Source organism: Polaribacter reichenbachii (assembly GCF_001975665.1).
Lineage (GTDB): Bacteria > Bacteroidota > Bacteroidia > Flavobacteriales > Flavobacteriaceae > Polaribacter > Polaribacter reichenbachii.
Genome location: NZ_CP019419.1, coordinates 934,390 through 958,881, shown reverse-complemented (window position 1 = coordinate 958,881; position 24,492 = coordinate 934,390). Strand labels below are relative to the sequence as shown.

Here is a 24,492-nt window from a genome sequence, read left to right as displayed (position 1 = left end):
ATGAGCACAAAAATAGTAAAAGTAGATACCAAATTATTTAAAGTTCCTTTGCCAGAAGTACTTTCTGATGCAAAACATGGAGACCATTTTCATTTCGAATTGGTTACAACCACAATTACTTTAGAAGATGGAAGTAAAGGAACAGGTTATACCTACACAGGTGGTAAAGGTGGTCATTCAATTAAAGCAATGATCGATTATGATTTTAAAGATTTTTTAATTGGTTTAGACGCTACAAATGTTGAAGAAATCAATGAAGAATTGCGTTGGCATATTCATTATGTTGGTAGAGGTGGTATAGATTCTTTTGCAATTTCTGCAGTAGATATTGCACTTTGGGACATTCGTTGTAAGAAACTAAATCAACCTTTATGGCAAGTTGCAGGTGGAGCAAATAATACTTGTAAAGCGTATTGTGGTGGAATCGATTTAATGTTTCCAATAGAGAAACTGCTAAATAATATGAAAAATTATTTAGAAAGAGGTTTTAGTGCTGTAAAAATTAAGATTGGTAGAGAAAATCTACAAGAAGATTTAGATAGAATTAAAGCAGTTAGAGAATTTATTGGCCCAGATATCACTTTTATGGTAGATGCTAATTATTCAATGACAGTTGATAAAGCCATTAAAGCTATAGAAGGTTTTAAACAATATGATATTACTTGGTTCGAAGAGCCAATTATACCCGAAGATTTTAAAGGTTATGGAGAAATTGTTGATAAAACAGGTTTTCCGTTAGCAATGGGAGAAAATTTGCATACCATTCACGAGTTTGAATATGCAATGGAGCAATCTAAATTATCATTTGCACAACCAGATGCATCCAATTGCGGTGGAATTACAGGTTGGTTAGCAGCTGCAAAATTAGCTGCAAAACACAACATACCTGCTTGTTCTCATGGAATGCAAGAATTACACGTAAGTTTAGTGTCGTCTCAACCAAACTCGGGTTGGTTAGAAGTGCATAGTTTTCCTATTGATGAATATACAACAAGACCTTTAGTAGTAGAAAATTATAGAGCTGTTGCTCCAGATTATCCAGGAGTTGGTGTAATTTTTGATTGGGAAAAATTAAGCCCTTATCAAGAGAAATAAAAAAATATCAAAATTTAAAATGAATTAAAATGCAAATAGAAACTACAGATTTTGGAAGTTGCCAAGGAATAAAAGTAAAAGAATATTCCTTAAAAAACGAAAATGGAGTTGAGGTAAAAATCACTAATTATGGTGCAACAATAACTACCATTAAAGTTCCAGATAGTAAAGGAAATATCCAAAATATAGCCTGTGGTTTTGATGCGTTGCAAAGTTATTTTGATAAAACTTATCTTGAGAATTCACCATATTTTGGCGGAACAATTGGTCGATATTGCTCTCAAATTAAAGACTCTAAATTTACTTTAAATGGTAAAGAATATCAGTTGGCTAAAAACTGTGGCGAAAATAATTTACATGGAGGTGTTACTGGTTTCGATAAAAAGTTTTGGAGAGCAGACGTAATCGAAAACGGAGTTAAAATGTCTTTTTTTAGTAAAGATTTAGAAGAGGGTTTTCCTGGTAATGTAGAGGTTTTAGTTACGTTTACATTAAATAATAATAACGAATTAAAGATAGATTATAGTGCTACTCCAGATCAAGACACGCCTTTGTCTTTAACAAATCATACTTATTTTAATTTAAACGCATTTTCATCAACAGTAGAAAGTTTTACGGCTAAAGTAAATACTGATAAAAGACATGTAATCGATGAAACTGGAGCAGCCACAGGCGAAATTGCAAATATTGCAGGAGAAGCAGATGATTTAACTAAAGGCAAAATTATTGGCGATGTTCATGAAGCATTAGGCGATGGTTTTGAGCATTTTTATGTGTTCGATAATCCTGATTTTAAATTACAAGAAGTTGCACAAATTACATCAGCAGAATCTGGTCGTTCTTTAACGGTTTTATCAACAGAGCCTTGTATGCTTTTATATACAGGTAAATATACATCCGATGAAATTAAAAGAGAAAATGGCGAACAATATGGAAAATATAGAGGTTTTTGTTGCGAAACGCACAGATATCAAAATGGACCAAATATAGAAAACTCACCAAAATCGATTACCAAAGCTGGTGAAGAATTTAAAAGCACAACCATCTTTAAATTCGGATGGTAATTTAACTAACTAAAATTAACTAAAAACTAATAATTATGATTGAAGGAGTATTGCTGGCAATTTTTGCAGGATTAATGTTGGGCTTATATGCGCTTCCAGAAAAATTTACTAAAGATTTTAAGTATGAAAATACGTGGAGTTTATTTTTCTTGTTAACTATGTTTGTGGTTCCTATTGTAGCTTCAGTATCATTAATTAGTGGTTTTGGAGACATTTTTGGCAATATGCCATCAGATATTTGGATTAAAATGGGTTTAACCAGTTTTCTTTGGGGAATTGGAGTGATGATGTGGGGTAAAGCCATCAATCATATAGGGCTTTCTTTAGGTTTTTCATTGTTTATAGGTACCATTCTTTTAGTAGGTTCTTTATTACCTTATTTAGAAGAAGATTTACCTGCAACTAACATATTTACAACAATTTTAGTAGGTTTATTTGTAGTACTTATTGGTGTTTTTGCAAACGGAAAAGCAGGATTAATTAGAGAAAAAGACGAAGCTGCATCTGGTGAGCAAAAAGACGGAAAAGGTTCTATGGTTACTGGTATTTTAATTGCAGTAATTGGTGGTTTATTAGCAACAGGTTTTAGTTATGCTAATGCAGCAGGTAGACCTTATTTACATGAAGCTTCTCAAGCAGCTGGTAATCCAGAATGGGTAACAGCAGTTGCAGTAATGTTTCCAATATTTTTAAGTGGTGGTATTGTAATGACAGCTTATTTCTTGTGGCAATTGTCTCAGAAAAAAGCGTGGGGTTCTTTTAAAACACCAGCTTTTGGTAAAAACTTTGTCTTAATTTTAGTAATGGCAGTTTTTCATTATGCAGCATCTGCATTATTTGCTTACGCAGCTTATAAATTAGGCGAAAGTGGTAACACAGTAGGTTATGCAATTTTTAATACAGCTTGTGTTGTAACTGCAATTGTAAGTGGTTTAATAACCAAAGAGTGGGTAAAAGCATCTAACAAAGCCAAAAGTTTCTTATACTTTGGTTTAATTTGTATGGTTGTGGGTATTGTAATTGTAGCATATAGTAACAGTTTAAAATAATAGATAATGAAAAGATTTGGTCAATTATTATTCTTGTGTTTGTTTGTTTCATTTTTTTCTTGTGATAAACAAAGTAAAACTGATAGTAAAATTCAAAAAGAAAAAATAGTAATTTCTGATGAAGAACAAGATTTTTTAGGAATCACCAATAAAGACAAGTTAAGTGCAGCATCTAAAAGAGCCTTAAATTGGCCAAAAGATGCTACAAACGATTGGTATTTTGAACATAAAATTCACGATTTAAAAGGAGATTTGGCTTACGAAGAAGGAGTTGTAAGAAGAGACCCAAGTGCAATAATAAAACACAATGGTTTATATTATGTTTGGTATTCTAAAAGCACAGGTAAAACCGATGGTTTTATTGGTGATATAGAAAAAGTTAAAGTTTTTCCTTGGGATAGATGTGATATTTGGTATGCTACATCAAAAGACGGAATAACTTGGAAAGAAGAAGGTGTTGCAGTAAAGCGTGGCGAAAAAGGGAGTTATGATGATCGTTCTGTATTTACTGTAGAAATTATGGAGTTCGAAGGAATGTATTATTTATGCTACCAAACTGTAAAATCTCCATATAACAAAAGAGTAAAAAATCAGGTAGGTTTATCTTGGTCTAATTCGCCAAATGGACCTTGGACTAAGAGCAAAGAACCAATCTTAAGCCCTGCTGATAATGGAGAATGGTTAGGAGATGATTTACAAGATCGTAGATCTGTAGTTAAAAAAGGAGATTTTGATAGTCATAAAGTACACGATCCTTGTATTTTACCATTTAAAGGTAAATTCTATTTGTATTATAAAGGAGAGCAAATGGGAGAGCAAGTAACTTTTGGTGGTCGTCAAATAAGACATGGAGTTGCTATTGCAGACAATCCTAAAGGGCCTTATGTAAAATCGCCTTATAATCCTATTTCTAATAGTGGTCACGAAATTTGTGTTTGGCCTTATAATGGCGGAATTACATCATTAATTACTACTGACGGCCCAGAGAGAAACACTGTACAATGGTCTCCTGATGGAATTAATTTTGAAATTAAAGGAGCTGTAAAAGATGCACCTCATGCAATAGGTTTAAATAGAACTGCAGATAATGAAAAAGAACCAACAGAAATTTTACGTTGGGGATTAACTCATGAATACAAAACTTGGGATTACCAATATATAAGAGGTTTTACTACCCAAACTAAAAAGAATCACGGATCTTATAAAGAAGGAGCCAAAAAGAAACAGTAATTAAAGTCTATTTTATTGATGTAAATCATTAAAATATTATTAGTGGTTTTTTGTTTAAATCCTGTCAAAATTATCTTTTGATAGGATTTTTTATTGATTTTACATTAAACTTTAACTAAATTTTATAGCGTAGGTTAGTTTGAGAGTTAAATTAATTTTATAGAGTAAATGTTTATAAAATTAATCGTAATATGTGTTATATTGACCCTTTTTTCTAATATAAAAACAATGAAATTTGTTGTATGTTTCAGTTTTTCAATGATTTATGTTTTTTTTTAAAATTTGTCAATTTTTATTGTTTGTCAATTTGTTTTCTTAAATAGAACATTTAACGCCCTTAAAAAACAAGAATAATTCAATATTTGTTTGAATAAACCAAAAAATAAATAAAATGAAGATTAATTTACTTGAAAAAAAGAAATTCAAGGAATTGCGATTAAAATCGATTCTTTTAATGTTTACATTTTTTATGAGTGTTAGTGCAATCTATGCTCAAAAAGTTACAGTTCGTGGTGTAGTTACTGGAGGTGGAGAACCATTACCAGGAGCAACTGTAAACATTAAAGGTACTAGAACAGGTACAATTACAGATTTCGATGGTAATTATATTCTTGAAGTAGATAAAGGTAAAACATTAGTTTTTTCTTTTCTAGGGTATGCTTCTAAAGAAGTTATAGTTGCAAACAAAACAACAGTAGATGTAGTATTAGCAGAAGACGCTTCTACTTTAGATGAAATTGTAGTTGTTGGTTATGGTACGCAAAAGAGAAAAGAAGTAACAGGTGCAGTTGGGCAAATTAAAAACGAAGAATTAGCATTAAATGCAACTGCGGATTTAGGTACAGCTTTACAAGGACAAATTGCTGGGGTTACAGTTACAGCACAAGATGGTTCTCCTGGTGCAGAATCTAATGTAGTAATTCGTGGGGTTAGTTCTATTGTAGGTTCTAGTTCGCCACTTTATGTTGTAGATGGTATTCCTTTTGATACAGACCCTAAACTAAGTATAGATGAAATTGAAACAATCGATGTTTTAAAAGATGCAGCTTCTGCAGCTATTTATGGTACAAGAGGTGCAGGTGGTGTAATTTTAATTACAACCAAACAAGGTAAAGAAGGTGTAATGAAAATGAGTGCAAATACGTATTATGGTATGCAACAAATTACATCTGGTGTTCCATTAATGGAAACTGAAGATTATTTATATGCTTTACACTTATCTAAAGCAGCATTAAATGGTACATATTTTGGTGAAACTTGGACATCTATTGTAAATGGGCCTCATCAATTAACTAACAACTCTAATTTAGTAAACGTAGTAGAAAACGATTTCGCGCCTATCCAAAACCATAATCTTAGCATTTCTGGGGGAAAAGAAGGTTTAACATACAATATTAATGCTTCATTTTTTAATCAAGAAGGTATGTTAATTAACTCTGGTTACGATAGATTTAACGTAAGAGCAAATACTCAATATCGTAAAGGAAAATGGAATGTTTCTACAGGTATAGGGTTTAGAATAGAAGAAAGAGAAAGATCGCCTTACGATTTAGCCTTAAGAGCTATTAAAAACAATCCTTATAGTAATCAAATTGAATTAGAACTTAATGAGTCTGGTGTTCAAAACGATGGTCAAGATAATGATGCAAGTGATACTGCAAGAAACTTAGCTACTTTTTTACAAACAGATATCGATTATATAGAAAATTTAAATGGTAACATTTCTGCCCGTTTTAACTTTAATAAAAACCTTTCTTACACATTAAGAGGTGGTGCATCATACACTAATAATACCAGAGAAAAAATTAGACCATCTATTGTGGTTTATAACTTTGAAGGAGAATTAGTACAGCCAAACACGTATACAAGATCTTATGTTCGTAACGAAAGTGGTAGATATTCTAGGTTTACTTTAGAACACATTTTAAACTTTAAGAAAAGCTGGGGTAGCCATAATGTACAAGCAACAGCAGCTTATTCAGCTCAAAAAGCTGAACGTTCTTATTTCTACGCTTTAAGATATGATATTTTTAATAACGCAGTTACAGATTTAGGAGGAGCTATTAGTAATGGAGATTCTGGTTCTGGTAGCGTTTGGAATAATAATACACAAACTCTTTTAGGTCTTTTAGGAAGAGTACAGTACAATTACAAAGGAAAATATTTATTAAGTGGTAGTGTTAGATATGATGGTTCTTCTCAGTTTAGTGAAAAATACAGATATGGAACTTTCCCTTCTGTTTCTCTTGGTTGGAATATTTCTGATGAAAATTTCTGGAGCCCTATTAAAAGTGTAGCAAATTCTTTAAAATTAAGAGCAAGTATTGGTACTGTGGGTAATGATAGATTTACACCATACAGTAATGCAGCAACAATTTCTTTAACTAAAGATTATGTTACTGGTCCTGAAACAGGAGATGTAGTTTCATCTGGAGCAACACAAACAAGTTTTGCTAATAGTGAAGTAAAATGGGAAACTCAAGTTACAAGAAATGTCGGCTTTGATTTAGGGATGTTCAAAAATAAATTAACCATAAGTGGAGACGTTTATGAAACGAATAAAGAAGATTTATTATTACCTCTTTTATTACCACCTACAACAGGTGCAGGTTTAAATCAAACTGTAATTTTAAATGTTGGTGATTTAACAAACAGAGGTATGGAGTGGTCTGCAAATTACAGACATAAAGGAAAATTCTCTTGGAATGCTGGAGCAACGTTTACTAAAAATAAAAATGAAGTAACAAAAATGGCTGGTGCTAACAAAGTATTATATCTTTCTAATAGTACAGTTGTACAAGGTGTACCAAATGAAGATTTAGTTTCTGTTGTAGCAGAAGGTTATGAAGCAGGGTCTTTCTTTTTAATTAAAACGGATGGTATTATTAAAACTCAAGAAGAATTAGATGCTTATAACCCAATGGTTGGTGGTAATGCTAATTTAGGAGATTTAAGATATGTAGATGCTTTAACAGAAGATACTGATGGAGATGGAGTTGCAGATGCAGGTGATGGTGTTATTGATTTAAACGACCGTCAATTTGCAGGTAGTGGTAACCCAGCTTTTACAGTAGGTTTTAACTTTGGAGCTCGTTATAAAGGTTTCGATTTGGCAATGCAATGGTATGGCGCTTTTAATGGCGAGATTATGAATGGTAGTAAAGCATATGCTTACAAAATGGGTAATCACCAAGATTTAGTACATATGTGGTCTCCTGCAAATCCAGATTCTAATATTCCAACATTTAGAGGTAGAGATCATGCAAATGCAAGAGGGTATACAGACTATTGGTTAGAAGATGCAACATTTGTAAGACTTAAGAATATTACTTTAGGTTATACTATTAACAAAAAGTATATAGAACCTTCAGGATTAAGTAAAATACGTTTATACGTATCTGCTCAAAATCCATTAACTATAACTAATTATACTGGTTATGATCCTGAGGTAGGTACAAGCTCATTAGCAACAAGAGGTTTAGATAGGGGTAATTATCCTGTAAGTTCTAGTTTTAGAGTAGGAGCACAATTCTCATTTTAATTAAAATTTAAACTTTTACACGATGAGAAATAAAAAAATATTAAATAGAGATAAACAAAAAGTTAAAGACATGAAAAAAAATATTTACAATAGTATTATACTTTTGTTAGTTTTTGCTGTTACAGGAACTTCATGTAGTGATGATTTTCTTGATGAGGTAAATCCTAATGAATTATCAACGGCTAGTTTTTGGAAAAACATTAATGATTTACAAACGGGTTTAGTTGCCGTTTACAATTCTTATAAAAACATAAACATAGTTAGAGCAGTAGATGAGTTAAATAGAAGTGATATGACTTTTCCAGGTTGGGGAAGACCAAATACAAGTAATGTATATTGGTTGCAAACTTTTAACAATTCTTCTGGAGCACCAAACGGAAAATGGGAAGCTTTGTATGAAGGTATTTTTAGAGCAAACCAAGTAATCGTAAATACAGAAAAGTTGATGTCAGGTTTTGGTGAAACTGATACTGAAACAGCAACATTAATATTAGCACAAGCAAGAGGTTTAAGAGGTTTGTTTTACTTCTATTTGCATAGTAGTTTTAATAATGGTTCTGTACCACTTTTCGATTATGTGCCACAATCTGAAGAAGATTTTTATCAACCAGTAGCACCAGAAGATCAAATTCAACAATTTTACTTAGCAGATCTTAAATTTGCAGAAGAAAATTTACCAAAAAACGTTACTAGTTTAGGAGGTTTTACTGCAGGTGCAGCAACAGCTTTAATGGGTAAAAGTTATTTATATGATGGAGATTACGCTATGGCTGCAGAATATTTTAAATCTGTTATAGAAGATTATAATTATAGTTTAACACCAGATATTGGAAGTAACTTTACAACTAGAGATGAGTTTAATGAAGAGTCTATTTTAGAGGTGCCTTATTCTATTAATCATAAAGATGATATTGGTATAAATGATGATGAGCAAACCTCTAATAACTTAAACTTTTCTTTTAGCCCAGTTGGTGGTTATAGAAGTGCATATCCAGCACTTTGGTTAAATATCGAGTATCAAAAAGATCCTTTAGATATGCAAGATCCAAGAAACACAGTTACAAGAGTTAAACGTTTAGCTAATGGTTTACCAGAAACTGATACAAATGGAGATGTAGTTTATGAAACAGGACCAAGAATTTTTTCTTTACGTACTTCTGCTTCTATTGCTTTAGTTAATGATGAAGATGCAGAATATTATCAAAAAACAACAGCACAAGCAACCGCTTTTAATAATAATGAACATTCTTACTGGAGAAAATATACAAACTGGGATGTTGTAGAAACGGAGCAAGACGCTACATTTTTTACTACTACACCAAGATCTGGTGTTAACGTGCGTTTAATTCGTTTAGCTGATGTTTATTTAATGTATGCTGAATGTTTAATTGAAGGAGGTAATAATGGAGCAGGAGTAGATGAAGCATTAGTCTATATTAATAGAGTTAGAAGACGTTCTGGAGTGCGTTTATTAGGTTTAGATGGTACTGGAGAATACCCAGGTAACGATCATGATAATATTACTTACGATGCTAATTCTTTGATGGAGCATTTAATGTATGTAGAAAGACCATTAGAATTATCTGCAGAAGGACATGCAATTAGAACTTTAGATTTACGTAGATGGGGAATCACTAAAGAACGTTTCCAAGATTTATCTACAAGGGTTTATTATAGAGATCATTACTATTATGAAACAGAAAAAGGTGAACCTTCTACAAGATGGAGTTCTATTTTAAGTGATGTGCCTACAACTTTAGATGCTGGTGGACCACATACAGTTTGGAAAGAGTTTGTAGAAGCTTCAGGTAACTATGTAGAAGCGCTTCATGCGTATTGGCCAATACCAAACAGTGAAGAAACTGCTAACCCAAGACTTTATGAAGGTCAGTAATTTAACAATAACTTGTTATAAATATTAAAATTAAAGAGATGAAAAAAACAAATATTAAAATTAAATTTTTTGCCACTTTTCTTATTGTTATGGGCTTGCTTTTTGTGGCTTGTACAAATAACAATGAAGAGTATGAAGCGCCTAATTCATTTTCTGACGTAGCTTGGTATATTAATGATACTGAAGGTGTGTTAGATGCTAGAATAAATGATTATATTACTTTTTCTGACTTATCACAGAGTTCATTAAGTCATAAATGGGAAATTGGTGCTGGGAATTACTTTTTAAAACACCCAATAGGGCGTTTAGATTCAATTACAAACGAATTTATTGCTGGTTCTGGTTCTACAGAAGATAAAACAATAAGTGTTTGGTTTAAAGAATCAGGCTTACAGTCTGTAAGATTGTACAATACTTTTCCAGATAGTGTTACTTTTCGAGGACCAGATGGATTAAGATATGGTTCTAAACAAGAAGGTAATTTATGGGTTATTGATACTACTTTTATTGTAGATGTTTACGATAAAATTGTTCCAGAAATTAGAATTGAACAGAAAGGTGTGGTTTTAAATCACGTTGGGCAAGATACAATTTATGTTGAGGCAGGAGATTCTTTAGACTTTTTTGATGAAACAACAATTGGTAGACCAGATGCTTGGCAATGGAATGTTGCAGGTTCTGTGAGCTTAGAGCAGAATCCATCAATTATTTTAAAGAAATTAGGAACTTTTACAGATAATAATGTAATTATTAGAAGACAAGCGAATAACATACCTTCTAGTTCTGCAACTTTAAAAATTACGGCTCCAATTAAAGTAATTCCATCAAGTCAACCATTTGTGTTAACTGGTGATATTAATGAATTAGAAGACCAAACCATTCAAATACCATTTAATGGTGAATTTAGTCCGTTTGCAAATCAAGAACAGTACTTTGCAGTTACTTTAAACGGTACAGCTACAACTAATTTTAGTTTAACTATTAATAGTGATGATGCTACATTCCTTGATTTAAACTTCAACGAACCTATTTATAGAAATGACGTTATTACTGTAGCTTATGATGGGAATGGAACTCTTGAGTCTACAGATACAAGAAGCCCTGTTGCTTTTGGTACAACTACAGTAAAAATGTTTCAACATGAAGCTGTTTTATATGACTTTGAAGACGGAGGTACAAATTGGGTTGCTGTAACTACAGATGGTAAAGATATGTCTACAACAAGTGTGTCACCATCTACAGATGTTGCTGCGAGTGGAACTACAAGTTTAAAATTCGAAGTTACTGCATCTGGAAATTGGTCTGGTTTTACAAATTTAATTGATCAATATTCTCTTGTTTCAGGAAGAGTTTATCAAATTGAATATAAAATTTACAAAACACCTGGTTCAGTTATAAATATGAATGGTCCATGGATAGCTCAAGATGGATCAACCAAAAACCAATTTTGGAATAATGTAGTTGCAGGTGCTGCAGCTGATACTTGGGTAACAGTTAGTCCAGGTGGTAGATATACAGCAGGAGCTACTGCAAATGATTATGAATTTTATTTAAGACATAATGGTACTGGTACCTTATACATAGATGATATTCGTATTATGGAAGTAGACGAGAGATAGAAGTTTATTGTTTTAATTAATATGTATTTAGAAACTTGTGAGGGTAACTTCACAAGTTTTTTTATGCCTACATTTTACTTAATTTTTTGAGCTAATTTAGTCTTAGAAGCTTTTATTTACTTATGTTTATCATTCTACTACATTACATTGTTAGGTATATATGACCTTAGTATTTCTAGGCTTTTTTTTAGCTATAAAACTACAGTTTTATGCAGTTTTAATAAACATATTAAATATTTAAAGACAAAAAAAGAGACTTTGCTAGAAGCCTCTTTTTTTGTTTATGATACTTATAATAAGTAAGAATCTTATTAATTTTTTAAGCTTCGCTTACTATCTAATAATAATCGGTTATTTAAATCTATTTTTTAGGTGTTATTTTAAAAGAATAAGCAAAATTACCTACTTTATTTGGTAATTTAATTACTAAATTTTGTTGATTTCTATTAAATTCTAATTCACCTTTATTACCTAACATTTCTATTGAAGAAATTTCGTTTTGGTACAATTCACTTCCTTCTTTAAGTGATCTTATTTTTAATTCACCATCTTTTGGCCAGTCTAAAACAGTTGCATATAATATGTCTCCTTTAGTTGTAAAACGAATGTCTTTTGATGTATTATCTGCATTTTTTTCTTCGCTTAAATGGCCTTCTACAATTGCTGCATCACCTTCTCCATAAATATCAAAAGTTCTGGTACCGTAAATGGCTTCACCATTTATTTTTAACCATTGTCCCATTTCTAATAGGCGTTCTTTAACAGGTTCAGGAATTGTACCATCTGCTCTTGGAGTAATATTTAATAAAACTGCACCGTTTTTACTTACAACATCAACTAAAAAGTCGATTAATCTATTTGTAGATTTATACCTAGGATTGCTAATATGAGACCAAGACTTCCAGTCTATAGAATCATCAGTTAACCAAGGGAAAGGTTGTTTTTCTTTCATTCTAGAACGTTCTAAATCTAAAACAGCGGTTCCTTTTGCAAAATCATAAAATTTATAGGTTGATACTACTTCTTGATTATTTTTTTCTGCGTGATTATAGTAGAACTCTAGAAATTCTTTTCTATGTTCTTCACTTACAACATCCATTTTATTATCAAACCAAACCAAATCTGGGTTGTATTTATTAATAATTTCTTTTAATCTGTTTAGCCATTCGTCATTGAATGCTTTATCAGCAAGCGGATAATATCTTTCAACGCCTTCATCAATTTCGTGTGGATTATATGGATATTGAAAATCACCTTTTTTTACTTTTGGACCATATAAGCCAGCATATTTTGGATCTGAAGCATCCGTAGTTTCATCCCAAGTTGGGAACCATCCATACAACCATTGTCTATGAAAAGTTGCAATAAACTTCATATCACGTTTACGAATTTCTGCAGATAATTCACCCATAACATCACGTTTTGGTCCCATTTCTTTTGCATCCCATTTTGTTAAATCACTGTCCCACATTGCAAAACCATCTGCGTGTTCAGAAACTGGCCCCGCAAATTTAGCTCCTGCTTTTTGAAATAAATCTGCCCATTCTGCAGCATCAAATTTTTCTGCTTTAAACATTGGTATAAAATCTTTGTAACCAAATTTGTCTAGCGATCCATATTTTTCTGTATGATATTTGTAAAATCTACTAGCTTCACCATTTTTAGCTTCAGGATTATCTTTGTTAACATACATCCAGTGTGCATACCATTCGTTTTCATATTCTGGTACAGAATAAGGTCCCCAATGACAATAAATACCAAATTTGGCGTCTAAAAACCATTCAGGTGTTTCGTGTTGTTTTAACGATTCCCAATCTGCAGTATACTTTTTTGTTGCAGTTTCTGCTTCTTTTTTGCTTGTTTTACAAGAAAATAATGATAGAGAAATAATTAGTATTAGCGTAGTCGTTTTTAAAAATTTCATTATTATTTTTTTTAGTTTAAAGCTAAAATTATTTAAAATAAACAGGGTTTAGTATGATTTTTATCATAATGTAAAAATTTATTTATCAGATAATTATAGGCCATTTAATATTGTTGGAAATTTAGTTATAGGTGTAATTTTTATGTTCTTATAATAAACTTCAGCAGCTTCAGATTGTATCTGAATTTTACCTTTATCAATAGCAATTGTTTGGCCTCCAATATCATATTTTGCATTCTTAACTCGGTTTACGACATGACCATTTACCAAGTGAATACTTTCTGTGCCTAAGCAGTAAATTTCTAAGGTATTCCATTCTCCATTTGGGTTTTCGTGTAAAGAAGATTTACTAGCTTGGCCTGCTTTAAAATTTTTACCCCATTTTAAAGGAGTTACTTTACCTTTTGGATGGTACACAAAATATTTTTTACCATTTTTACGAGTTTTTTCTTCAACAGGAGTATCACCATAAACATTACCTAGAGCTATAAAATCGCCACAATCACTTTCTTGCACTTGGTATTCTAAACTAGCCATCCAAACGTTCCAAAAAGCACCATGAACACCTTGGGCGTGGTATAAAATTCCACTATCTCTTTTACTTTTTAATCGAGGTTCCCACTTTTTTTCTCCCCATTTAAATTGAGTAGTAAAATGATAATTTCCATAGACGTTTTTGGTAGTTAAACCACCGTAAATTTCACCCGTAATTTTTAAAACATTTTCGCCATTTTCTTTAATTACAGAAAAAACTTTTTTAGGATCATTGTTTAATCCCATTGGTTTTCCTGTATTTACATTTTTAGATTTTTCGAAATCAATATCAACACTTGGGTGTACAGCTCCCATCCAAACATCCCATTTAGATAAATCTGAATCTAGTAAATCTTCTCCGTTTTTGTTGATTGCAACATCTGTTTTATCCATAGACCATAAAATTCCTTCTTTTAAATGTTGTATAAATTTTGCATCTAAAAAAGTACCTTTTCCATGTCCCATTCCTGTATAAAAAACACGACCACCTTCATAATGATGATACCAAGCAATAGCATGTTTTGTTCCCATTCTTTCGCCAGAATACGAACTTTCATCTAATTCTAATAACACATTTACGTGTTTAGCTACTGGTTTTTTAAAGTTGTACCATTCATCAAAATGTTCAAAAGAATCACCATAATGTGCTATTGCAGGATGATTTGTTTCTTTATGAACAATTAATTTAGCCTTTTGCTGTTTTGGATGCGATTTAAATTGAGCGCCAATCATTTCTGCGTAAAAAGGCCATTTGTATTCAGTGTCTGAAGCTGAGTGAATACCTACAAAACCACCACCTTCATGTATATATTTTTCAAAATCTTTTTCTTGTACTGTGTTTAAAATATTACCTGTAGTATTTAAAAAAATAATGCTTTTGTATTTTTTTAAATTCTGATAATTGAATTGCAATGAATCTTCTGTTGCTTCTACTAAAAAATTATTTTCTATACCTAATTTTTTAATAGCTGCAATTCCTGCTTCTATAGATTTATGTCGCCAGCCATTGGTTTTAGAAAAAATTAAAACTTTCTTTTTTTCTTTTTTTATAATTTTAACTTCTTGTTTTGCCTTACAACTTGTAATAATTAAAGAAAATGCTAAAACAGCAAATAGTATTTTTTTCATAATGATTTAATGTTGATTTTTAAAAGTTTATTGTTGTTTTTATGGCTTTAGAACTTCCTAGAAGTTCACTTCTTTCTGATGGTAAAGCGCCATTTACATAAAGTTGATAAGCTCCTTTTCTGATAACTTTACTACCACCTTCATTAAATTGATGAAAACTATCTTTAGATAAATTAAAAGTGATGGTTTTTGATGTTCCTGCTTTTACAAATACACGTTTAAATGCTTTTAAATCGTAAATAGGATCTTTCTCGCCAGCCAAAGGAGAACTGATATACAATTGCACCACTTCTTCTGCATCAGCTTTACCTGTGTTAGAAATAGTAACTGTGGTTTTATAATTATCATTTATTTGTAAATCTTTATATTCAAAATTGGTATAAGTTAAACCAAATCCGAAAGGAAATAAAGGTTCTTCTTTCATATACTTGTATGTTCTACCTTTCATATTATAATCTTCGTAAGCAGGTAATTGACTTACAGATTTAGGAAAAGTAATGGGTAGTTTTCCAGAAGGAGAAACATCACCAAAAATAACATCTGCAACAGCAGTACCACCTTCTTCTCCTGGATACCAAACAAATAAAACTGCATCTACTAAATCATACAATTCAGGAATTGCAATTGGGCTACCACCAGTTAACACCAAAACAATTGGTTTTTTGGTTTTACTTCTAATTTTTTTAATGTAATTAATTTGATTTTCTGGAAGTTTAATTCCTGTTCTGTCACCTTTTTCGCTAGAGGCAATTGCTTCACCTTCTTCACCTTCTAAAAGTGCAGAAATTCCCATAACTGCAATACAAACATCAGATTCTCCTGCTTCTCCTGTAGACCAATCAATAGGATTTACATTTTCTCTAAAAGGCAACACTCCAGATTTGTAATTGATACTTGTTCCTGGACTAACTTTACCCACAATTCCGTCTAAAATAGTTTGTGTATTACTTGTTAATCCGTAGTAATTACCCAATAAAACTTCTTCGTTAGAAGCATTTGGGCCAACAACATATAAGGTTCTAATGTCCTTTTTTAAAGGTAAAATATTGTTCTTGTTTTTTAGTAAAACAATCGATTTTTGAGCCGCTTCTAAAGCAATTTTTCTGTGTTCTTTAGAGTCAACAACATCCGCAGTTATATGATCATAAGGATTTGTACCTATAGGATCGAACATTCCTAATTTAAAGCGTGTTATTAAGTTTTCTTTTAATCTTGTATCTAATAGTTCTAAAGTAATTAAACCTTGATTTAATGCGTTTTCTAAAACTTTATACACATTACCACAGTTAATATTTGTTCCGCTTTTTAAGGCTAAAGCAGCAGATTCTTCTGGAGTTTGAGTTACTTTATGAAATCTATGAAAATCTGCAATTGCACCACAATCTGAAACGATGTAACCTTTAAAACCCCAATCTTCTCTTAAAATATCTTGCAATAAATAGGGACTTCCACAACAAGGTTCTCCTAAAGTTCTGTTGTATGCACCCATAACACCTTCTACATTTCCTTCTTTTACTAAAGCTTCAAAAGCAGGCAAATAAGTTTCGAATAAATCTTTTTTATTAACAACAGCATTAAAACTGTGTCTAAATTCTTCTGGTCCAGAATGTACAGCATAATGTTTTGCACAGGCTGCAGCTTTTATATAATTAGGATCATCGCCTTGTAAACCTTTTACAAAAGAAACTCCAATTTTACTGGTTAAAAAAGGGTCTTCTCCATAAGTTTCTTGTCCACGACCCCATCTTGGATCTCTAAAAATATTTACGTTTGGCGACCAAAAAGTTAAACCAGCATATCTACTTCTGTTATTAATTTTAATGGCTTCATTATACTTTGCTCTAGCTTCATCAGAAATTACAGTACCAACTTTTAAAATTAAATCCGGATCAAAAGTAGCCCCTAAACCTATTGCTTGCGGAAAAACGGTTGCTCTACCATTTCTTGCAACTCCATGTAAAGCTTCATTCCACCAATTGTATTCAGGAATTCCTAAGCGTTCAATAGAAGGACAAACATCTAACATTTGAGAAACTTTTTCCTCTAATGTCATTTCTGCAATTAACTTATTTACTCTTTCATTAATGGTAAAAGAAGTATTATTCCAAGCAAATTTTGGTTCTTGAATTTCTTTATCTGTTGTGTTATTTGGTGCTTCTTTTTTACAGCTGATAAATAAACTCAATAAAATTATTGAAACGAATAAATATAATTTTTTCATTTTAAAGTTTGTTTTAAACTTTAAAGGTCAAGTTTTATTTTGATAGTAAGTAATACAAATGGTTTAATTAGGGTAACTTATTTGTTATTAAATTGATTTCTAAAACAGTTAAATAAAACTGCTTTAGAAGTTTAGAGATTTATGTTATAGAAAAAATCCTTTAAATAGACAGTAAAGTAGAGTCTCTAATAATTAAATTGGTCTTAATTTCTATGGTTTTACTTGTCGAATTTTCTTTTGGTTCTTCAATTTCTTCGATGATGTATTTTACTGCCATTTCTCCAATTCTATTACCTGGCTGATCTATAGTTGTAAGTTTAGGCTCTACAATTGTTGAGCTTAGTGAGTTACTAAAACCAATTACAGCAATTTCATCAGGAATTTTAAAATTGAATTTTTTTAAGGTTTGTATAGCACCAATTGCTGCAGCATCTGTAATAGAAAAAATGGCATCTGGTTTATCTTTTAAACTAATTAATTGGCTTGTTAATCTTCTTCCTTTTTTTAAAGAAATATCATCTGTACTTAAGATTAGTTTTTCATCCACAGGAATATTATTTGTTTTTAAAGCTCTTAAATAACCTTGAAAACGTTTTTCAGAATTGTAAGATTGTTCAAACTCTTTAAGAATTGCAATTCGTTTTTTACCAATATTAATTAAATGTTCTACAGCGTTAAAAGCAGCTTCTTCACCATTAATAATTATTTGAGTGCAAGGCACTTTTCTAGAAACTTTATCAAACAGAATTAATGGTTTTTGATTTAATGCATATAAAATGGGTTCAACATCAACAGTGTGTTTTGTTAAAGACATTAAAATTCCATCTACCCCAAATTGAAGCATAGTATGTAACATTTCTTTTTCTTTTTTAATATCATTATTAGATTCAGAAATAATAACCCTATAGCCTTTTGTTTCTGCTTGTAGTAGTATTTCTTTTAATATAGATGATGTAAAATAAGAAAGTATATTAGGTACAATTACACCAATAATATTTGTTCTATGTTGCCTAAATCCTTTTGCAAAAATATTTGGCATATAGTTCAGTTTTTTTGCTAATTTTTTTACTTTGATAGCTGTTTCTTCACTAATATCTGGATGATTATTTAAAGCTCTAGAAACTGTAGATGTGGAAACTTCAAGTAGTTGGGCTATTTTTTTTAGTGTTGTAACCTCTTTTTTCATAAAAAATAATATTAATTTCATAAAAGTAAATAAAACAAACGTTCCCGCAAACGTTTGCGTTGTATTTTCGTAATAAAACAGTAAAAAAATAATGTATTTGTCAATAAATTTACTTCATAATTAACTAATTCTTAAAACATGAAAAAAATATTACTAACATTAATTTGCATTATTGGCTTTTCTGCAATGCAAGCGCAGACTGTTGTTAAAGGTTCAATAAAAGACACTTCTGGTAATCCAATACCTAGTGCAAGTGTTATAATTAAAGGAACCACTTCTGGTGGATCTTCTGATTTTGATGGGAATTTTAACTTTACAACAACAAGTACTGGAAATCAAACTTTACAAGTATCTTATATTGGGTATAAGACTTTTGAAAAAGCAGTAAATTTAGATGGATCTTCTTTAACTGTAAATGTTGTTTTAGAAGAAGGAGGAGCTCAATTAGATGAAGTAGTTTTAACAGCATCTGCAACTTTTAGATCTCAAAAAGAAACACCAATGTCTATTAGTTCTGTAAAACAAAAAGAGATTACTAAACTATCTGCAAATTCACAAGCAGACATCATTAGAAGTATTCCTGGTATTACTGCAGAAGGTGGTGGAGGTGAAACAGCTTCTAACGTTTTTGTAAGAGGTTTACCCTCTGGTGGTCAGTATGTATTTAACCCTTTACAATATGATGGAATGCCGTTAATGAGTACTTTCGGATTAAACTCTTCTGCACACGATGTGTATGCAAGACCAGATGTTGGTTTTAAAGGAGTTGAATTTGTAAGAGGTGGAGCAGCTGTTTTATATGGTGCAGGTTCTGTAGCAGGTATCATTAACTACACAAGTAAAACCGGTGATTCTAATGACGAAAACCTAATAAATGTTGAATGGGCAGACAAAGGAAGATTAAAAACTGATTTTTACACAGGTGGTAAATTAGGTGGCGAAGATTCTAATACTTACTATGCATTTACAGGTTTTGTAAGAAAAGATGATGGACCAATTGAAACTGGTATGCCAACAAAAGGGGTACAGTTTAGAGCAAATATTAAAAAGAAATTCGAAAATGGTTCTTTTACAGTTCATGGACAAATGATTAATGATAATGCGCAATTTTTTATGCCTTTACCTTTAGATGGTAACAGAAATAGAATTGCAGGTAATGATGGTGAAGCTGTTTCTCAATTATTATCTGGTCAGTTAGCAAATACTTCTTTTTTAACTGCAGGTGGTGCTTACGAAAGTCCAATTGAAGATGGTGTTTCTACCCAAGGCGGATATGTAATGGCAGATTTTAACTATAATTTTGCTGATGATTTAAAGTTTAAATCCAAAGTAAAATATGCAAGCTATAAACATAATTTTGCATTGTATGTTGGTGGAAATGGAACTTACAATAATCCTTTAACTTTAGGTGATTATATTAACAATGTGGCTCCAGGTAACTTAGGTTATACAGCACAATATCAAGGAGGAATTGGTGCTGTAAATGCAAATGATTTAGTGGTAGAAAATTTACATATAGATCGTTTAAGACCAATGACAGATTATTCTGGTGAAGCATCTTTAACAAAAACAGTAGAAACAGATGCTGGTAGTCATAACATAACTGCAGGTGTTTATTTAGCAAGAACAGAAGCAGAAGATGTAAATTATCAATACAGAGTTTTATCAGAATTTAATAATAATCCTCGTTTGGTAAATTTAAGTTATGTAAATGCTAGTGGTAATAATGTAACTTATTCAGAGGGTGGTTTATATAACAGAATTGGTATGACTTCTAACAACTTCTTATCGCAATCTAAAACTGCATTTTATTTAACGGATGAAATGGTTTTTGATAAATGGCGTTTTGATGCTGGTATAAGAATAGAAAGTACAAAAGGTACTTTTAGCAAAGGTAATATTGTAAGCAGTACAGTGTATGATGATGCTACTTTAACAGCAGATTTAGCAAACGTACAATATGCAGATGGTAGTTTTGTAAGAGCAGATGTAGAAGCTACAGATTGGGCATTATCATTAGCAGCATTGCATAATTTAACAGATAATGTAAACTTATATGCAAACTTTTCTAGAGGGTTTTTCTTTCCACAAATTAGAGGTTTTGCACCAGTTGCTGGGATACCAAATACAAACTACGATTCAGAAAAAATTACACAATTTGAAGTTGGAGCAAAATTAGGTACAGAAAGATTATCTGGTTCTTTAGCTGCTTATTATGTAAACTTAAAAGACAGAATAAAAATCACTCAAGGTTTTGTAAATGGTACTTTAGTAGATTTAACAAGATCAGAGCAAAGTACATCTACTTTAGGATTAGAAGCAAATTGGTCTTATAAATTAACTAAGAATTTCGATTTTAGAGGTTCTGCAACTTATCAAGATCACGAAATTACTAAAAACACAGACGAAGATTTAGTTACTGGTGGTTCATCAGAAGTAAATGTGGGAAATGAGTTGGCGAGACAACCAAACTTTTTAACAAGTATGGGTTTACATTATGACAATAGTAATTTTGATGGGCAGTTTACTTTAAACCATACAGGAAGCAAATTTACAGCAGATAACAATAATGTGGAATTAGAAGCTATAAACATATTTAGAATAGGGGCAGGTTACACTTTTAATTTAAATAATGACGAGGATCGTAATGAAAACTTAAGAATTGGTTTCTCTGTATTTAATTTATTTGATGATTCTGGTGTTACAGAAGGAGATCCAAGAAATGTAAACCAAGCAGGAGATGCAGAGTTTTTCTTTGGTAGACCAATTTTACCAAGAAGAATGTTTTTAACAGCAACTTTTAACTTTTAATTCCCCCACACAATTTTTATTATTTATTAGTTTTTCTCACTGCTTAAAAGTAGTTTTTGAGTAGTGAGTTTTTACAAAACATATTTTAAAAATTGCAATTTTATAAAAAGAAAATTACTGAAGAGTAATACAATTCAATAGTACATCAATTATTCAATATCATTATTTATTAGGTTTCTCACTGCTTAATATTGTTGTTAATTAGTGAGTTTTAATTCAAAAAAAAGAATTCAATACAGTTTAAAAAATGGAAAACTTACAAGAAAAAGCCAAAGAAATTTTAAATAACAACTGGAAAGGTAGTTTTAGTATACCTTGTGCAAATTTATATCCTTTTCAATGGAAATGGGATTCTGGTTTTATAGCCATTGGTTTAGCGCATTTTAATATGCAAAACGCAGAAAAAGAAATCGAAACTTTGTTAGATGCGCAATGGGACAACGGATTTATTCCTCACATAATTTTTCATACCGAGAATGATAGTTATTTTCCTGGTGCAAATTTTCATCGTTCAGAGTTGCACCCATTATCATCAAAAAAATATAAATCAACAGGAATGACACAGCCTCCAGTAACAGGTTTTGTGTTAGAAGATATGTATAAAATTAGCAAGGATAAATCACAAACTTTACAATATTTAAAAACTGTAATTGATAAAGTATATTTTAATCACGAGTATTTTTACAACAACAGAGATCCTAAAAACGAAGGTTTAGTGTATATTTATCATAACTGGGAATCTGGTACAGATAATTCTCCAATTTGGGATGATATTTGGGCAACTATGAATCCGCCAGAATATACTTTTGAAAGAAGAGATACTACACACGTAGATGCTTCAGAAAGACCATCTAAAAGAGAATATGACCATTATTTACACATTATAGAAATTGCAAAAGCCAATAATTATAGTGATGAAAAAATAGCGGAATTATCGCCTTTTTTAGTGCAAGATCCTTTGTTTAATGCAATGCTGATAAAATCTAACGAAAGTTTAATTAATTTATACGAAGAAATTGGAGGTAATGCTGATAAAATTGATCAACTTAAAAAATGGCAAGAACAAAGTATAAAATCTTTTAAAGATAAATTATTTGATGATGAATTAGGAGCATATATTCATTATGATTTAAGAAACGAAAAACCATTAAGACATTTAACATCATCTTCATTTTCGCCACTTTTTGCAAACATTCCATCGCAAGAAAGAGCAGATAAAATGGTAAAAGTAATGTTAGAGAAATTTGGAGGAGAACATCAATATTTATGTGCTTCTTTCGATCCTGATAGCGATCGTTTTAATCCTAAAAAATATTGGAGAGGACCAGTTTGGGTAAATTTAAATTGGATGCTTTTCTACGGATTAAAAAATTATGGTTACAATGATGTTTCAGAACGAGTGAAACAAGACACCATTAGTATTGTAGAAAAAAATGGGTTTTATGAGTATTTCGATTCTAGAAAAGAAATGCATACCAATGGTAAAGCTGGTTATGGTGGTGGAGATTTTTCGTGGAGTGCAGCTTTATTGTTAGATATGTTAAATAATTAAACGATACTTTTAACCAAGCACAAAAAATAGAATTATGAATTATATAGATTACATAATTATTGTAGTTTACCTCTTAGGTTTTTTAGGAATTGGGTACTTCTTTAAAGAAAATAAAAACTCTAAAGATTACTTTTTAGGAGGACAGTCCATGGGGTGGTTTCCACTGAGTTTATCAACAATGGCAACTCAACTTTCTGCCATAAGTTTTATTTCTGCGCCTGCTTTTGTAGGTTTAAAAGAAGGTGGAGGTTTACAATGGTTAACGTACGAATTTGGTGTGCCTTTAGCAATGGCTTTTTTATTAATTGCTATAATTCCTACGTTATATAATTCAGGTATTGTAAGTGTTTATGAGTATTTAGAAAAACGTTTTGATGCTTCATCAAGATTATTAATCAGTTTTGTTTTTCAAATTAGTAGATCTGTTGCAACAGGAGTTATGGTGTATACAATGGCACTAATTCTGCAAGCAACTGTAGGTATCGATTTTTGGATTTCTGTATTAATTATCGGGATTATTACAATGATTTATTCTTTTCAAGGTGGTATGAAAGCTGTTATTTGGGGAGATGTAATACAAATGTGTATTCTGTTTTTTGGTATTGTAGTTTGTTTAATTTACGGAATTAGCGAGCTTGGTGGTTTCGAAAATTTCTTAACCAACGTAGACCAAGAAAGATTAACAGCAGTAGATTTTTCTAAATGGGGTTTTAATAATGCTGATAAAAACGATGAATTTGGTTTCTGGCCAATGGTAATTGGTGGTTTCTTTTTGTACGCTTCTTATTATGGTACAGACCAAACACAATCTCAAAGATTATTGTCTGCCAAAGGTTTACCAACCATTAAAAAACTATTATTAGCCAATGGTTTATTACGTTTTCCTATTACTTTAACTTACTGTATTATGGGGTTAGTTTTAGGTACTTTATTGTTGCAAGATGCAAGTTTTCAATCTTTAATGGATAGCGTTTACCAGTCTAATATTGGTAGTTTAGAAGGTAAAAAAGCAGATTTAATGGTGCCAGTTTTTATCATTAAATATTTGCCAAATGGTATTATTGGTATTTTAATAGTAGCAATAATGTCTGCTGCAATGTCTTCTTTAAGTTCTACTGTAAACTCTTTGTCTGCAGTTTCTTTAGAAGATTTTATCAAAAGATTTAAACCTAATATGTCAGACAAACAATATGTGTCTTATTCAAGATTATTATCTGTTTTCTGGGGATTAGTTTGTTTGTTTTTCGCCTTTTTTGCGGGTAGTATAGAAGGTACTGTAATTGAAGTTATTAATAAAATAAGTTCTATTTTTTATGGACCAATTTTAGCTGCTTTTATCTTGGCAATTTTAACCAAAAAAACACACGCATTAGGTGCCAATATTGGTATAGTTGCAGGTGTTGCTTTTAATATGTATTTATGGTTGTATGTGCCAGATGTATTTTGGTTTTGGTGGAATGCAATTGGCTGTTTTGTAACAATTTTTGTAGCGTATACAGTTAGTTTACTTATAAAAAGAGAAACAAAAGAAGGCTTAGAAGTGGTGTTTTATAAAGGAGGTAAAAAAGAAGTTGCACTATTATTAGGTTACTTTATCATCATTGTAATTTTAGCAATGTTTTTAGTTAATTTTCTAAGTTAAAA

The 24,492-nt window shown here is 31.2% G+C and carries 14 protein-coding genes; 10 read left to right on the top strand and 4 right to left on the bottom strand.

Annotated features, from left to right (window positions below):
* The 7 genes from BW723_RS04015 (at position 1) to BW723_RS03985 (ending at position 11,492) form a co-directional block, all read left to right on the top strand.
* Positions 1-1,095 (top strand): mandelate racemase/muconate lactonizing enzyme family protein, encoded by a 1,095-nt coding sequence (locus BW723_RS04015; protein WP_068361957.1) that lies wholly within the window; start codon positions 1-3, stop codon positions 1,093-1,095.
* Between the two features lie 29 nt (positions 1,096-1,124).
* On the top strand, positions 1,125-2,159 hold the full coding sequence (locus tag BW723_RS04010) for an aldose epimerase family protein (protein ID WP_068361960.1): 1,035 nt from the start codon (positions 1,125-1,127) through the stop codon (positions 2,157-2,159).
* Positions 2,160-2,194: 35 nt separating this feature from the next.
* A complete protein-coding gene (locus BW723_RS04005; protein WP_068361963.1) occupies positions 2,195-3,208 on the top strand; it encodes an L-rhamnose/proton symporter RhaT in 1,014 nt (337 codons plus the stop codon).
* Positions 3,209-3,214: 6 nt separating this feature from the next.
* Positions 3,215-4,438 (top strand): glycoside hydrolase family 117 protein, encoded by a 1,224-nt coding sequence (locus BW723_RS04000; RefSeq protein WP_068361966.1) that lies wholly within the window; start codon positions 3,215-3,217, stop codon positions 4,436-4,438.
* 391 nt (positions 4,439-4,829) lie between these two features.
* Positions 4,830-7,979 carry a SusC/RagA family TonB-linked outer membrane protein gene (locus BW723_RS03995; RefSeq protein ID WP_068361969.1) on the top strand — a complete coding sequence of 1,050 codons (3,150 nt, stop codon included), beginning with the start codon at positions 4,830-4,832 and terminating at the stop codon, positions 7,977-7,979.
* Positions 7,980-8,049: 70 nt separating this feature from the next.
* On the top strand, positions 8,050-9,873 hold the full coding sequence (locus tag BW723_RS03990; protein ID WP_068363528.1) for a RagB/SusD family nutrient uptake outer membrane protein: 1,824 nt from the start codon (positions 8,050-8,052) through the stop codon (positions 9,871-9,873).
* A 38-nt stretch (positions 9,874-9,911) separates the two neighbouring features.
* Positions 9,912-11,492 carry a hypothetical protein gene (locus BW723_RS03985; protein ID WP_068361972.1) on the top strand — a complete coding sequence of 527 codons (1,581 nt, stop codon included), beginning with the start codon at positions 9,912-9,914 and terminating at the stop codon, positions 11,490-11,492.
* 361 nt (positions 11,493-11,853) lie between these two features.
* Here the strand turns inward: BW723_RS03985 and BW723_RS03980 are convergent, their stop codons facing one another.
* From BW723_RS03980 to BW723_RS03960, 4 genes are all read right to left on the bottom strand, one after another.
* Positions 11,854-13,416, bottom strand: a complete 1,563-nt coding sequence (locus BW723_RS03980) for an alpha-L-fucosidase (protein ID WP_068361975.1) — start codon at positions 13,414-13,416, stop codon at positions 11,854-11,856.
* 93 nt (positions 13,417-13,509) lie between these two features.
* Positions 13,510-15,078: a ThuA domain-containing protein gene (locus tag BW723_RS17935; protein WP_226789257.1), complete on the bottom strand. Its 1,569-nt coding sequence runs from the start codon at positions 15,076-15,078 to the stop codon at positions 13,510-13,512.
* Between the two features lie 19 nt (positions 15,079-15,097).
* Positions 15,098-17,299, bottom strand: coding sequence for a glycoside hydrolase family 3 C-terminal domain-containing protein (locus BW723_RS03965; RefSeq protein ID WP_068361978.1), 2,202 nt, complete (start codon positions 17,297-17,299; stop codon positions 15,098-15,100).
* A 160-nt stretch (positions 17,300-17,459) separates the two neighbouring features.
* The gene (locus BW723_RS03960; protein WP_068363532.1) at positions 17,460-18,485 is read right to left on the bottom strand and encodes a LacI family DNA-binding transcriptional regulator; all 1,026 of its coding nucleotides are present in this window, start codon (positions 18,483-18,485) and stop codon (positions 17,460-17,462) included.
* A gap of 138 nt (positions 18,486-18,623) precedes the next feature.
* Here BW723_RS03960 and BW723_RS03955 point away from each other — a divergent pair, with 138 nt between their 5' ends.
* The 3 genes from BW723_RS03955 (at position 18,624) to BW723_RS03945 (ending at position 24,490) form a co-directional block, all read left to right on the top strand.
* Positions 18,624-21,296, top strand: a complete 2,673-nt coding sequence (locus BW723_RS03955) for a TonB-dependent receptor (protein WP_068361981.1) — start codon at positions 18,624-18,626, stop codon at positions 21,294-21,296.
* A gap of 247 nt (positions 21,297-21,543) precedes the next feature.
* Positions 21,544-22,848, top strand: a complete 1,305-nt coding sequence (locus tag BW723_RS03950) for an MGH1-like glycoside hydrolase domain-containing protein (RefSeq protein WP_068361984.1) — start codon at positions 21,544-21,546, stop codon at positions 22,846-22,848.
* 34 nt (positions 22,849-22,882) lie between these two features.
* Positions 22,883-24,490, top strand: coding sequence for a sodium:solute symporter family protein (locus tag BW723_RS03945; RefSeq protein WP_068361987.1), 1,608 nt, complete (start codon positions 22,883-22,885; stop codon positions 24,488-24,490).
* Positions 24,491-24,492: the final 2 nt, after the last annotated feature.